General features: G+C 61.0%; 14 protein-coding genes. 7 read left to right on the plus strand and 7 right to left on the minus strand.

What is annotated here, in order from left to right; translation table 11 throughout:
• Positions 1-63: 63 nt before the first annotated feature.
• Entirely contained in the window at positions 64-972 is a 909-nt protein-coding gene (locus ACYP2A_RS10055) for a LysR substrate-binding domain-containing protein (protein ID WP_459744833.1), read from the plus strand.
• Between the two features lie 90 nt (positions 973-1,062).
• On the opposite strand, the gene pstB is transcribed toward ACYP2A_RS10055, so the two are convergent.
• The 4 genes from pstB to pstS form a co-directional block, all read right to left on the minus strand.
• Positions 1,063-1,842 (minus strand): phosphate ABC transporter ATP-binding protein PstB, encoded by a 780-nt coding sequence (gene pstB / locus ACYP2A_RS10060; RefSeq protein ID WP_459744835.1) that lies wholly within the window; start codon positions 1,840-1,842, stop codon positions 1,063-1,065.
• Positions 1,842-2,735: a phosphate ABC transporter permease PstA gene (pstA, locus tag ACYP2A_RS10065; protein ID WP_459744837.1), complete on the minus strand. Its 894-nt coding sequence runs from the start codon at positions 2,733-2,735 to the stop codon at positions 1,842-1,844. Before pstA ends, pstB begins: the two co-directional genes overlap by 1 nt.
• Complete coding sequence (gene pstC / locus ACYP2A_RS10070) at positions 2,732-3,727, minus strand: phosphate ABC transporter permease subunit PstC (protein WP_459744839.1); 996 nt, start codon at positions 3,725-3,727, stop codon at positions 2,732-2,734. The genes pstA and pstC overlap by 4 nt, the downstream gene beginning before the upstream one ends.
• Before the next feature lie 86 nt (positions 3,728-3,813).
• Positions 3,814-4,833 carry a phosphate ABC transporter substrate-binding protein PstS gene (pstS, locus tag ACYP2A_RS10075; protein WP_459744841.1) on the minus strand — a complete coding sequence of 340 codons (1,020 nt, stop codon included), beginning with the start codon at positions 4,831-4,833 and terminating at the stop codon, positions 3,814-3,816.
• 460 nt (positions 4,834-5,293) lie between these two features.
• On the opposite strand from pstS, the gene ACYP2A_RS10080 reads away from it, so the two are divergent.
• On the plus strand, positions 5,294-5,599 hold the full coding sequence (locus tag ACYP2A_RS10080; RefSeq protein ID WP_459744843.1) for a hypothetical protein: 306 nt from the start codon (positions 5,294-5,296) through the stop codon (positions 5,597-5,599).
• 52 nt (positions 5,600-5,651) lie between these two features.
• Here ACYP2A_RS10080 and ACYP2A_RS10085 read toward each other — a convergent pair whose 3' ends face one another.
• Positions 5,652-7,337: a VRR-NUC domain-containing protein gene (locus ACYP2A_RS10085; RefSeq protein WP_459744844.1), complete on the minus strand. Its 1,686-nt coding sequence runs from the start codon at positions 7,335-7,337 to the stop codon at positions 5,652-5,654.
• A gap of 136 nt (positions 7,338-7,473) precedes the next feature.
• Between ACYP2A_RS10085 and ACYP2A_RS10090 the strand changes: the two genes are divergently transcribed.
• Positions 7,474-7,995, plus strand: coding sequence for a nucleoside 2-deoxyribosyltransferase (locus tag ACYP2A_RS10090; protein ID WP_459744846.1), 522 nt, complete (start codon positions 7,474-7,476; stop codon positions 7,993-7,995).
• Here ACYP2A_RS10090 and ACYP2A_RS10095 read toward each other — a convergent pair.
• Together ACYP2A_RS10095 and ACYP2A_RS10100 are read right to left on the minus strand one after the other, a co-directional pair.
• On the minus strand, positions 7,981-8,211 hold the full coding sequence (locus tag ACYP2A_RS10095) for a hypothetical protein (RefSeq protein WP_459744848.1): 231 nt from the start codon (positions 8,209-8,211) through the stop codon (positions 7,981-7,983). The genes ACYP2A_RS10090 and ACYP2A_RS10095 overlap by 15 nt on opposite strands.
• A gap of 69 nt (positions 8,212-8,280) precedes the next feature.
• Complete coding sequence (locus ACYP2A_RS10100; RefSeq protein WP_459744849.1) at positions 8,281-9,183, minus strand: LysR substrate-binding domain-containing protein; 903 nt, start codon at positions 9,181-9,183, stop codon at positions 8,281-8,283.
• 118 nt (positions 9,184-9,301) lie between these two features.
• Between ACYP2A_RS10100 and ACYP2A_RS10105 the strand changes: the two genes are divergently transcribed.
• The 4 genes from ACYP2A_RS10105 (at position 9,302) to ACYP2A_RS10120 (ending at position 13,716) form a co-directional block, all read left to right on the plus strand.
• The gene (locus tag ACYP2A_RS10105) at positions 9,302-10,399 is read left to right on the plus strand and encodes an AbrB family transcriptional regulator (protein WP_459744851.1); all 1,098 of its coding nucleotides are present in this window, start codon (positions 9,302-9,304) and stop codon (positions 10,397-10,399) included.
• Positions 10,400-10,599: 200 nt separating this feature from the next.
• Complete coding sequence (locus tag ACYP2A_RS10110; RefSeq protein ID WP_459744853.1) at positions 10,600-11,562, plus strand: helix-turn-helix transcriptional regulator; 963 nt, start codon at positions 10,600-10,602, stop codon at positions 11,560-11,562.
• A 109-nt stretch (positions 11,563-11,671) separates the two neighbouring features.
• Positions 11,672-12,553: a transporter gene (locus tag ACYP2A_RS10115; RefSeq protein WP_459744854.1), complete on the plus strand. Its 882-nt coding sequence runs from the start codon at positions 11,672-11,674 to the stop codon at positions 12,551-12,553.
• A gap of 20 nt (positions 12,554-12,573) precedes the next feature.
• The gene (locus ACYP2A_RS10120; RefSeq protein WP_459744855.1) at positions 12,574-13,716 is read left to right on the plus strand and encodes an MFS transporter; all 1,143 of its coding nucleotides are present in this window, start codon (positions 12,574-12,576) and stop codon (positions 13,714-13,716) included.
• Positions 13,717-13,742: the final 26 nt, after the last annotated feature.

Genomic DNA, 13,742 nt, shown 5'->3' on the forward strand with positions numbered 1-13,742 from the left:
TATCGCCCACCTGGCGTGCGGCCCTGACACACCGGGAGATCAGTCCGGGTGGAAGGAGCGTTCATGAATCGTAACGAACTGCGCAAGGCGGACATCAACCTGATGGTGGTGTTCGAAACCCTGATGCAGGAGCGCAATGTGACCCGCGCTGCCGAAAAACTGTTTCTCGGCCAGCCGACCATCAGTGCGGCGCTCAATCGCCTGCGCCACCTGCTCAACGATCCGTTGTTCGTGCGGGTCGGGCATCGCATGGAGCCAACGGCGCGCGCGCATGAAATTCTCAAGCACCTGACGCCAGCGCTGGATGCCATGTCTGCGGCGCTGAGCCTGACCCGCGACTTCGATCCGGCGGTCAGCACCCTGACCTTTCGCATTGGCCTGTCGGACGATGTGGAGTTTGGCCTGATGCCAGCGCTATTGCGGGCCTTGCGCCTGGAAGCGCCGGGCATTGTGCTGGTGGTCAAGCATGCCGATTACTGGAATATCTCTGACCTGTTGATGTCCGGCGAGATCACCGTGGGCGTGTGCCTGACCCGCGACCTGCCGGCCAACGCCAAGCGCAAGCGCCTGCGCAACGTTCAGCCACGGGTGGTGCGCGCCGATGCGTCGAGCATGCCAATGACTCTGGATGAATATTGTTCACGGCCGCATGTGGTGGTGTCGCATGTCGCCAGCGTCAGCAGCTTTGCCGATGAGTGGCTTGAAGCGATCGGACGCAAGCGCCAGGTGGTGATCTCGGTGCCCCGCTTCACCACCCTGCCCGCCCTGCTGGCCGGCACCGACATGATCGCCAACCTGTCGGACTTCGCCGCCACGGCCATGAGCGCACTGGGCTTGCTGCGCGATGAGCCGCTGCCGTTCGAGACACCGGGGCTGGATTTGTCGATGACCTGGCTGAGCGTGATGGACAGCGACCCGGCGGAGCGTTGGTTGCGCGAACGGATCGAAGCATTCATGGGGCAAAGGGAGTAGAACCAGCAGGGCGACGAACTCGTAGGACCGACTTTAGTCGGGAAAGACATAACACGGTGTCATGCCCTTCGCGGCTAAAGCCTCTCCTACCTAGCCGAAACGACCGGTGATGTAGTCCTCGGTCTGGGTTTTGGACGGCTTGGTGAAGATGGTGTCGGTGTCGCCGTGTTCGATCAGTTCACCCAGAAACATGAACGCGGTGTAGTCCGAGCAGCGCGCGGCCTGTTGCATGTTGTGGGTCACGATGATCACGGTGAACTGCTCTTTCAGCTCGGTGATCAGCTGCTCGATACGACCGGTCGAGATCGGGTCGAGTGCCGAGGTCGGCTCGTCCAGCAGCAAAACCTGCGGGCGCAGGGCGATGGTGCGGGCGATGCACAGACGCTGTTGCTGACCGCCGGACAGGCCGGTGGCGCTTTGCTTGAGCTTGTCCTTGACCTCATCCCACAGCGCGGCACCGCGCAGGGCTTGTTCAACACGGTCTTCCATTTCGCGGCGCGAGAGTTTCTCGTGGTGGCGGATGGCGTAGGCGATGTTGTCGAAGATCGACATCGGGAACGGCACCGGCTTCTGGAACACCATGCCCACGTGGCTGCGCAGGCGGTTCATCGAGTAGCTCGGGTCGAGGATGTTTTCACCGTTGAGCAACACTTCGCCCTTGGCTTCCTGCTTGGGGTACATCGAGTAGATGCGGTTGAACACACGCAACAGGGTCGACTTGCCACAGCCGGACGGGCCGATGATGGACGTGATGCGCTTCTCGGGAATCATCATGTCGATGGACTTCAACGACTTCTGATTGTTGTAGAAGAACTCCAGGCCACGTACCTGAATCTTGGTTTTTTCGTTCGCAAGAGAAAGAGTGTTCATCAGGACGCCTTATTGCGCAGAAGAATTAAGCGGGACAGCAGGCTCAGGATCAGTACGAACATGGTCATGACCAGGGCGCCGGCCCAGGCCAGAGCGTGCCAGTCATCGAACGGGCTCATGGCGTACTGGAAGACCACCACCGGAACGCTGGCGATCGGTTTGAGCAGGTCGCTGCTCCAGAACTGGTTGCCGAAGGCGGTGAACAGCAGCGGCGCGGTTTCGCCGGTGATGCGTGCCAGGGCCAGCAGAATACCGGTGACCACGCCCGCCTTGGCGGCGCGCAACACGATCTGCATGGTCAGCTTCCACTGCGGCACGCCCAGGGCCAGCGCGGCTTCACGCATGGTGGTCGGCTGCAGTTGCATCATTTCATCGGTGGTACGTACCACGACCGGAATCACCAGCAAGGCCAGAGCGATACCACCGGCAATGGCCGAAAAACCGATCTGGTGGCCGCTGAGCGAGTTGAGCGGCAGGATCACCACGGTGTAAACGAACAGGCCCAGTACGATCGACGGTGCTGAAAGCAGGATGTCGTTGATGAAGCGCACGGTGTTGCCCAGCTTGGAGTAGCGGGCATATTCGGCCAGCCACACACCGGCCATCAGACCGATCGGGGTGCCGATCACCAGACCGATCAGCGACATCAGAATACTGCCGTAAAAGGCGTTGGCCAGACCGCCTTCGGTGCCAGGCGGCGGGGTCATGCCGGTGAACAGTTGCAGGTTCAGGGCGCTGAGGCCTTCGATGATGGTGGTCATCAGAATCCACACCAGCCACAACAGGCCGAAGGCGGTGGCGCTGCAGCTGAGGACCATGGCGAGCTTGTTCTTGATATCGCGCTTGCGATACAGGCTCTCGTTGGACGCAGCCTTGATGGTGTCTTGACTCATAACCCCTCCTTGCGCGACAAGCGCGACAGCATCAGACGTGCAAGCGCCAGCACGACGAAGGTCACTATGAACAACAGGAAGCCCAGGGCAATCAGTGCCGAGCGGTGCAAGTCGGTGTAGGACTCGTTGAATTCGTTGGCAATGACCGAGGCAATGGAGCTGCTTGGCATCATCAGCGAGCCGGAGAACTGGATGGCGTTACCCAGAACGAAGGTCACCGCCATGGTTTCACCCAACGCGCGACCCAGGCCCAGGAACACACCACCGACCACGGCCGAGCGGGTGTAAGGCAGAACGATGTCCCAGACCACTTCCCAGGTCGTGCTGCCCAGTGCGTAGGCCGACTCTTTGAGGGTGGTGGGTACGGTGCGAAACACTTCCTGCATCACCGAGGTAATGAACGGGATGATCATGATCGCCAGCACGATACCGGCGGTCAGCATGCCGATACCCAGCGGCGGGCCCTGGAACAGGCCACCGATCAACGGCAAGGCGCCGAGATTTTCAGTGATCCAGGGCGAAATATGGGCGGCCATGAACGGACCGAAGACAAACAGGCCCCACATGCCGTAGATGATCGAAGGAATGCCGGCCAGCAGCTCGATGGCCGAGGCAATGGGCATGCGCAGCCATGGCGGTGCGACTTCGGTCAGAAAAATGGCGATGCCGAAGCTCACGGGGACCGCGATCAGCAAGGCCAGAAAAGAGGTCACCAGGGTGCCGTAGATCGGAACCAGAGCACCGAACTTGCCGGCGTTGACGTCCCAGTCGGTGCTGGTCAAAAAGCCAAAACCGAAGGTCTCGAACGCCAGTGCACCGCCCCACAGGGTCGACAAGGCAATACAGCCCAGCAATATCAGCACGAGCATGGCCGAGCTTTGCAGCACTCGCCGAAACCACACATCGTGACGATGATCCCGCTTGGCGCGCTTCTCGCTCTCGGACATATCGGCGGACAGCTCAGTGGACAGGTATTGGGTGTTTTCAGTCATGTTGAATCCACTCGCAAGGAAAATCCCCTGTCACCGGACCGTTGGCACGTCCGATGACAGGGGTGAGGTTCAGGCTTGAATCGCTATTACTTGAACTCAGCTTTCCAGTAGTCCTGCACACGCTTGACCAGCGGCTCTGGCAGCGCTACGTAGTCCAGCGAAGCAGCCTGGGACTGACCGTTCTCCAGGGACCACTTGAAGAAGTCGAAGGCAGCCTTGCTCTTCTCTTCGTTCTTGGCCTGCTTGTACATGATGATCCAGGTAGTGGCAGTGATCGGCCATGCGTTCTCGCCCGGAGCGTTGGTCATGATCAGGCCGAAGTCCTTGGCGTTTGCCCAGTCAGCAGTAGCGGCTGCGTCAGCAAAGGCTTTGGCGTCTGGCGTGATGAACTTGCCAGCGGCGTTTTTCAGCTGGGTGTAGGCCAGTTTGTTGCTGGTGGCGTAGGAGTGTTCAACGTAGCCGATCGAACCTTTGATCTGCTTGACGTAAGCCGACACACCTTCGTTACCCTTGCCGCCCACGCCCACTGGCCAGACAACGGTAGAGCCGAATTTCAGCTTCTCGTTGAACTCGGGGCTGACCTTGCTCAGGTAGTTGGTGAAGTTGTAGGTGGTGCCCGAACCGTCGGAGCGACGAACCACGGTGATGTCAGTGGCAGGCAGGGTGACGCCAGGGTTCAGCGCGACCAGTGCCGGGTCGTTCCACTTCTTGATGTCGCCCAGGAAGATCTTGGCCAGGGTTTCGCCATCGAGCTTGAGCTTGCCGCTTTCGATGCCATCGATGTTGACGATTGGCACGATACCGCCGATCACGCTCGGGAATTGACCCAGGCCTGCAGCTTTCAGGTCTTCAGCCGACATCGGGGCGTCGGAAGCGCCGAAGTCAACGGTGGCCGCCTTGATCTGAGCGATACCGCCGCCCGAACCGATCGACTGATAGTTGATGCGGTTTTCAGGCTTGGCCTTGGTGTAGTCCTGGGACCACTTGGAAATTACCGGAAAAACGAAACTCGAACCTGCGCCCGTTACGTCAACGGCGTGGGCCATGCCGCTCAGGCACAGCGAAGCCAGCAGAACAGACAAGCGTGTTTTAGTCAGCAGTGTCACGGGAATACCTCGATCCAGGAGAAATTGTGGGTGGTCACTAAGGAGGCCCGAGGCGGATTTAAAACCTGAAATGTTGCTGTTTAATGACAAACGTTCGACGAGCGCCATTTTCGCCAGCGATTTGTAGGCAATGGCTTACAGAAAAAGCCTTTGCCACATGCGCCAAAGCCAATGTTTATGGGGGTATGAGCGGCCCGATGGAACTTAATGGCAAACGGCCAACATTCAACAATTCCGAATCGCCATCACTGTAGTCAAACTGTCAAAAACCGGGCTTTTGGCTGAACGATCCCCTGCCCCTGATCACAAAAATTTGCGCAGGCTCAAGAGAGTGGGCTACAAAAGTAGAGGGTGGTATTACTTGAGTAAAATCTATCTGATACCGTTCGTCGGCTTGCAGGGCACCTATACTCGTCGCTTCAAGACCAAGACATGTATGCCCATTCATGGAGTTCGAATCATGCGCACCAATCGACTGACTATCCTGGCTCTCACTGGCTTGCTCACCGCTGTGTCTGGCGCCGCCATGGCCGGTTCGACCGGCCCGACCAATCCGGTCAACCCCAACGCGACCAAACTGCCCGGCACCGACGGCGCCCCGACCACCGACCGTAATACGTCCAACACCCAGGGCGCCAAGACCGGCACTCAGGAAAGCGGCACCGATACCCAGCACGGTAAAGACGGCAAGACCACCACCCACGACGGCCACGGCACCCTGCAAGACAGCACCAAGACCCCGTCCGGTAAACCCATCACCAACTAAGCTTCAAGTTGTAAGCCTCAAGCTGCAAGCAAGTGCCGATCGCGTATTGCCTTTACTTGCAGCTTGCAGCTAATAACTTGCCGCTGCCTTCCTCCCACTGCACGTAGCAGACCTCGACCGGCATATCGTGTTGGGCACAAAAGTCCAGCCAGCGCAGCTGGTTGTCCTGCAAGCGGTCGCCCGGCCCCTTGACCTCGATCATCCGGTAGCGCCGTTGCTGCGGGTAAAACTGAATCAGGTCGGGCATGCCGGTGCGGTTGGCCTTGATGTCTTGCAGCAGGCGGGTAAACCAGTGGCGCAAATGGGTGGCCGGCAGGCACTGCAACGCGACGTCGAGAAGTTCGGGGCTGAGTACGTTCCAGAACACGAACGGTGACTGCAAACCGTACTTGCTGTGGTAATGCTCGCGAATCAGCGTTTGCCAGGTATCCGACTCCAGTGTCGCCAGACAAGCATCGAACAAGGCCGCGCGGCGGGTGTAAAAATCCGGGCTGTGCAGGTCGCTCGGGCCGCTATGGAACGGATGAAAGAACGCGCCCGGCAGCGGTGCGAAGATCGCCTGCCAGCACAGCAGGCCAAACAGCGAATTGATCAGGGTGTTCTCGACGTAATGCACCTCGGCGCCCTCCTCGGCCAGATGCAAACCCACCCGGTGTTCCACACTGACGCCCACCTGCAGCGGCACGGTCAGGTCGATCCGTTTCACCTCGCGGGCTTTGGCACGGCGTGCGGCGGCCAGGCCCAGCTTGCGTTGCAGGCGCGGCAGCACCCGTTGCAGGTGCTGGATTTCGGCATCGCTCTCGGGGGTGTTGCGGGCCTGTTCGAGCAAACTCATGGCCTGGGCATAGTCAGCGCTGCGCTCCAGCACCCGTATGCGCCGCGAGCGGGCGCCGGGGTAGCCGCAATCGGCATAGACCTGAAGCGCCAGCGGCCAGTCTTGCGCGCGCTCGGCCTGCTGACCAATGAGAAACAGCAACTTGGCGCGACGCATCCGCAGCCATTCATTGCGGGTGTCGATGGCCAGCGCGCGCACCGCCAGCGGCGCCAGTTCGCCACCTTGCTCAGCCAGCAGCTCCAGTGCTTCGCGGCAGGCATGCAAGTGCAGGCAGACATCAATATCGGCGCGCGCGGTGATGCCGCGCGAGTCAGGCGAAAACCCGACCGTCTCGAACCGGTAGATGCCCAGGTCGGCGAGCACGAATTGCGACCATTCCTGATGCAGGTTGCCGAAGTACAGCAGGCGCAGGCGGTCGCACAACTCCATCACGCTCAGGCTCAACACCGCGTCATCAAGCTGCGGATGCCACGACGCCAACGGCTGTGCATCCGGGTAAAGCGGCAGCAGGCGCTCAAGCCACTGCGGCTTGCGCTCGGTACCTTTGTTGAGGTGGGCCTTGAAACACTGGGCCAGTTCATCCTTGCGCAACAGGTTGAACAACGCCGCCAGGTCCAGCGGCGGGCGGGCATCGACCCAGCCCAGCGCCAGCAGCGGCTGCACCGCCTGCAAGGTGTCGCCCAGTTCTGCGTAGCTGAGTTTGCTGGCGCGAAACAGCGTACCCTTGCGCATCACCATGCGTACCAGCAAGCCCTGGGAAGCGGTCGGCAGGTCGGCGAAAGCGTTGATGAAATGCCGCTCTTGCTCATCGAGCAGGTCATCGTAGCGCTGGGCAATCCAGGCCAGCACTTGCTGGAAATTGACTAGATAGTAAAGCGGGTTGTCGAGAGGAGAACTGTTCACGGGGGCAGATTCAGGCAAGTCGAAGACTCGCCAAGGATACTGGCTATGCGTACAGATTCCAGTGCACAACCGCTCGTCCCGATCAGTGGCAGAGCAACCCGGTCTAGAATCGGCCACGCCATAGAGGAACCCCGTTATGCACACACCGTTGATTTACCTGGCCGGTTTCGATGTGTTCCGCCCCGATGCGATCGAGCACGGTCACTACCTCAAGAACCTGTGCGCCGCCCACGGCATGCAGGGCCTGTACCCATTCGACAACCAGATAGAGCCGGGTTTGTCGCCACTGCAAACGGCACAGCAAATCTGCCAGCACAACATCGCGATGATCCGGCGCTGCGACGCCGTGCTGGCCAACCTCAATGCCTTTCGCGGACTGGAGCCCGACTCGGGTACCGCCTTCGAGGTTGGCATGGCCGTGGCATTGGGCAAGCCTGTGTGGGCGTACCTCAAAACCAGCGGTTCGTTGCGCGAGCAAGTGCCTCACGACTCACAGGGTTTTGATGCCTCAGGCCTGCAAGTGGAAGATTTCGGCCTGCCACGCAACCTGATGCTGGCCTGCAGCTGGGTCGGGGCCAGCTCCAGCGTAGAACTGGGCGCCGAAGCGCTGGCGCACTATCTGGCCCGGATCGCTCCCCCACCCTCAGTTGATCGATGAAGAGCCAATGTCGCCGGTAAAGCTGGGGTCGAGCTTGTCGGAATCGGCAAAGTCGTCCAGACCGAGCAGGTCCGGGTCGAGATACACTTCAACATCGTTGTCTTCATCGGCATCGGCATCGTTGAGCGGCGATTGATCGCCGCCCAGATGCAGCGTGCCCATGTTCAGGAACGGCTGGAAGACAAGGCCGGATGTCGTGAAAGAACAGTTGTCCATCGGGGTCGTACTCCTGTAGGAAAAATCTCAAGCGGTTGTTCTGCCGATATATTCAGGCTTTGCCGGGGCTCACGTCCAGCTCAGAAAGTCATTGCCGTGGTCGCGCAGTAAACCGAGCATGTCCTGCGCCGCCGGCGACCGGTAGGCGCCCTTGCGCACGGTCACGCCAACAGTGCGTTTCATCGTCGCCTCGGCCACCGGCACCTCGCGCAGGTGTTGCATGTTGCGGCCAAATTCCAGGCTTTCACGCGCGATGAAACTGAGCAAATTGCTCTGCGCGATCAACCCCGGTAACAGCGAGATGGAGTTGGCTTCGATCTGCACCACCGGCAGTGGCAGGTCGTGAGCGGCAAAGGCTGCATCCAGCCATTTGCGCGATGACACGCCAATCGGCGGCAGTACCCAGCGGTAATCGCACAGGTCGCGCATCTGCAGTTTCGACGCGAAGATCGGGTGCTGCTGGCTGGCGATCACCACCAGTTCGTCGTCGAAGATCGGGAACGTCTCCAGTTGTTCATGCTCAGGAATCAGCGTGCAGATGATCATGTCCAGTTGCCCGGCATTCAGCGCTTCGCGTTGTAGATCGTCCTGGCCGATGACCAGCTTGAAGGTCAGGTCCGGCGCGCGTTGCAACAAGGCCGAGGTGAGCTTGGGCAACAGGTGTTCGGCCATGGTCGCGGCGCAGCCCACGCGGATATTGCCCACCAGTCCACTGGCAAAATCGCGTACTTCGCGCTGGGTCTGGGCGATGCTTTGCTGCAATTCCTTGCCACGCGCCTTGAGCAACTCGCCCACCGGGGTCAGCTTGATGCGTCGACCGTCGCGCTGAAACAGGCGCGTGCCAAACGACTCTTCAAGCCGCTGGATGCTTTTGGTCAGCGCCGGCTGGCTGCGATTGAGCTTTTCTGCCGCACGGCCCAAGTGCCCGAGTTCGGCAATGGTCTCGAAATAGGTCAGGTCGCGCAGGTCCATAATTCATCAACCAAAGTTATCGGTTCATGATTATTAGAAAATAGACTTGATAAGTTCAAGCCCCGATACTTGTCACACCCGATACACGGGTTGTTGATCCCTCTCGAGGAGCCTCTCCTTGCCGCGCACCGCCCGATTTGCCCGCTTCGCCCTGCCCTCCCTGTCGCCCGCCAGCCAATGGCTGGCCCTGATCCTGACCGCCGGCCTTGTCGGTCAGTTGTTCGTCCTGCTGAGCATTCCCGCTGCCCTGTTTCTTGGCCCCATGCTGGTGGCGATCGGTTTTGGCGTGTCCGGGGCCAGCATCCGTATGCCACGTGTCATGTTTCAACTGGGCCAGGGCGCCGTTGGTGTGCTGATTGCTCATGCCATGAGCCTCAGTGTGCTGCTGGTGGCCTTGCAGTCGTGGCACATCATGTTACTGGCCACGGCGTTTACCGTGATCCTCAGCGCGGTGGTCAGCCTGGTGCTGGTGCGCTACGCCGGCATCCCCAGCCAGACCGCCGCCTGGGGCACGTCGCCCGGCGCAGCCTCGGCGATGGTCGCGATGTCGGAAGACTACGGCGCCGACTCGCGGGTGGTCGCCACCATGCAATATGTACGAGTGGTGTGCGTGGTGGTGATCGGCGCGCTGGTCAGCCACTGGCTGGCCCCCGTCGACGGCGCAGCGTTAGCCAGCGCTAACCCGGCAACGTCACACGGCCTGAACGCAATCGATATGTTACTGAGCCTGGCGGTGATTCTGACCGCCGTCTGGCCGGGCTCGCGCCTGCCGGCCGGTGCCCTGTTGGTGCCCTTGCTGGTCGGTACCGCGCTGCAACTGAGCGGCGTGTTGAACATCAACCTGCCGGGCTGGGTCATGGGTCTGGGCTACGGCGCCATCGGCTGCTACATCGGCCTGCGCTTCGACCGGGCGACCATCACCTATGTCTGGCGCCGCCTGCCGATGATGATCTTCGCCTCGCTACTGCTGATCGTGCTGTGCGCACTGTCGGCCTGGTTGATCGCCTGGCTGATGGACAAGGACTTTCTGTCGGTGTACCTGGCCACCAGCCCCGGCGGCCTGGACGCCATGGCGATCATCGCCATCGACACCCACGCCGATGTCGGCTTTGTCCTGGCCATGCAAACCCTGCGCTTGTTCGGGGTGATCCTGACCGGCAGCTTCCTGGCGCGGCAGGTGATTCGCTTCAGTAACCGCAATCTGGTTTCACACTGACATCCTGCTGCAACTCTGCGCCTGACGCTGTTGCCAGGCGCAGCCCTTCAACGGCCCCCTCCCTCCTGCATCTGTAGGATAGCCATCCTCCAGCGTGCGACCGATACTGATCCCACTGGCCCTGCCCACGCCCTCTGCGGCGACTGGTCCAACCGATGACGTGACAATAAAAACAACAGGTCACACCCGAGGTACAGCCTATGAGCCGTAATCCCTGCAACGAACTGTTGAGTGCGTTCAGCAGTGTCCTTCTGGATGTCCAGCGTCTGGCCAACGACCAGAGCGTCGAGCACTTTCATGACGCCATGCTCAGCCGGCTGCAGGGTCTGATCAACTTTGAAAAAGCCTGGTGGGGGCGCTCGGCGCTGATCGACGGCCTGCCGGAAGAGCACCGTCATCACCTCTTCAACCTGCCCGCTCACTACCTGCAAGACTGGAAGTCGATGCGCGAGGATGACATCACGGTCACCAGTGCCCATCGTCAGCCGGGCCATGCCGTCATCATCGACATGCACAGCACTGAAGGTTTGCGCTGGCTGGGCGCTCGTCACGGCATTCAGGAACTGCTGTGTGTGATCGTCATCGATCCACTGACCTGCCTGACAGAACATCTGGCGCTGTACCGCAGCCCTGGCCAGCCACATTTCACCGAGCATGACAGGATGCTGCTGGACCACTGCATGCCGCACCTAGCGGCAGCCAGCTCCGCCAACCAGATCCGCACCCTGATTGCCCAGCGTGAAAGCCTCGATTCACCGCACAACCTGGCCCTGGCCGTGTGCGACCGCAAAGGCACCCTGCAATGCGCCGAACGAGGCTTTATCAAGCGCTGGCTTGGCAGTTTTGCAGACTGGAGCGGGCCGAACCTGGCTATCGAGATCAAGGAAGGCGAGCAAATCCTTGAGCACATGCACCTGAGCATTTCCCGCGCCGGGGACCTGTTCGTACTGGCCGCTCGCCCGTTGACCCCGCTGCAACGGCTGAGCCCGCGCGAATACGAAGTGGCGCTGAGTTTCGGTGAAGGCAAGACCTACAAGGAAGTCGCGCGCCAGCTGGGCCTGGCGCCCAACACCGTGCGTCATCACATCCGCACCCTCTACAACAAGCTTGGCATCAAGGACAAGGCGCGCATCGCCCAGTTGCTGCGTGCGGCCCCCGACTAAACGCTACGCCTGAACCCCACCGACCCTGTTTTTGCTGCCCGCCTGGCGGCCTGGGCCTTGTCGCGCCCGAAATCTGCCCACCCACCTCCAATAGAAGTGAACACACTCGATGAGACCTCTCCAATCGCTTGGTTATACCTCGGCCCTGGCCCTCACGGTCGGCCTTAATGGTCCCCTTGCCGAAGCCGCCGACCTCAACGCCAGGGACTTTTTCAGCGCACCGGTGGGCACCACGCTGGGCGTGTTCTATGTACCCATGACCCGCGCCAATGACTATCACGGCGCCGCCAACAGCACAGGGCGCGCAGAGCTGAACGTCAATGCCTTCGCCTGGCGGCAACTGATCTTCACCGATGTCTGCGGCACGCTGTGTACACCGCAATTCATTGTGCCGTTCGCCAATATCGATGCACGCCTGCCGGGCACCACGCAGCGCACCGAGGAAACCGGTTTTGGCGACCCGCAGGTAGGCGGCACCCTGTACCTGATCAACAACCCGGCCACGCGCACCTACAGCGGGCTGCTGAGCCTGATCAGCCTGCCGGCCGGCGAATACCACAGCCAGAACCCGGATGTATCGCCGGGCGCCAACCGCTGGGCCGGGCACTTTGTCTACAACTTTACCCAAGGCATCGGCGAGAAGTGGGTGCTGGAGGCCAACCTTGAAGCACAGGTCTATGGCAAGAACGACGACTATTACGGCGCCAGCCTCAAGCAGGACCCGCTTTATCGCCTGCAAGCGTTCGCCTCCTACGACTTCATCCCCGCTACCTATGGCGCCCTGCGCCTGATCCACGCCGACGGCGGCGAGTTACGCCTCAACGACCGGCGCCTCGATGACACGCACCAGCGCTACAGCCAGGTCGGTTTCGAACTGGGCCACTGGTTCGACAAGCAAAACCAGGCGCTGCTGGCCCTGAGCCGAAACGTCGATACCGATAACGGCTACCACGGCAGCCAGGCGCTGTTGCGTCTGGTGCATGTGTTTTGAGCACGCCAAAGGAGCCCTCCATGAACGTATCAACCTCTGGCCTGATGATGGTCGCCATCGTCGTATTGGCTGCCATCACCCCGTCATTGCTGATGACCGCACCGGCCGTGGCCGCGCAACTGGCAACCCAATGGCACCTTGCACCGGCGCAGATCGGCAACCTGTTCATGGCCGAACTGGGCGCCATGAGCCTGGCCACCTTGCCCGCATTCTGGTGGCTCAAGCGCGTTGACCTGCGCAAGGCCGCGCTGCTGGCCGGCGTGCTGTTCATCGCCGGCAACCTGTTCTCGGCCTGGGTCAGCGACTACAGCCAATTGATGATGTTGCGCATCATCGCAGGCCTGGGCGGTGGTTCGTTGATGATCCTGTGCATGGCCAGTGCCGCCCTGCTGAGCAACGCCAGCCGGGTCTACGGCCTCTGGGTGCTGGGGCAACTGGTGCTGGGGGCCGTGGGCTTGCAGCTGCTGCCTCTGCTGTTCGCCCGCTACGGTCTGGCCGCCTGCTACCTCAGCCTGGCCTTGCTGATGCTGCTGGCGCTGCCACTGGTACGCGCATTCCCTGCCCGCCTGGGCGACGGTCAACACAAGGCCAATGTCGCCTTGCCAAAAGTACGCTCGGCCTTGGGGCTGCTGGCCATCCTGTGTTTTTACCTGAGCCTGAGCGGGGTCTGGACTTTCATCGGCGGTATCGCCAGCCAGGCGGCGATCAGCGCCCAGGACAGTGGCCAGGTGTTGGCCATTGCGACCCTGATGGGCATCGTCGGTGCGGCCTGTACCACCCTGATCGGTGAGCGCCTGCCGCGCCTGCCGTTATTGATCGGCGGCTACGGGCTGATGATCGGCGCCGTCCTGCTTTTGCAAGACTCACCCACGGCCCTGCGCTTCGCCATTGCGGCGTTGTTGTTCAAGTTCACCTGGACCTTTGTGCTGCCGCTGATTCTGGCCTGCATCGCCGACCTCGATCCCAGCGGGCGATTGATGAACACCAGCAATCTGGTCATCGGCGCCGGCCTTGCCATCGGCCCTGGCGTGGCCGGGCAGTTGATCCAGGCCAGCGGCGACTACCGCACCACCCTGCTGAGCGCAGCCCTGCTGACCCTGCTTTCCCTGCTGCTGGCACTGGCCTGTGGGCGCAGCCCGGCTGCGCGTGTTTCCTATCCTTGACCGAGATGCTGACGATGAGCCTGAAC

The sequence above is a fragment of the Pseudomonas sp. 3A(2025) genome, from assembly GCF_054589175.1.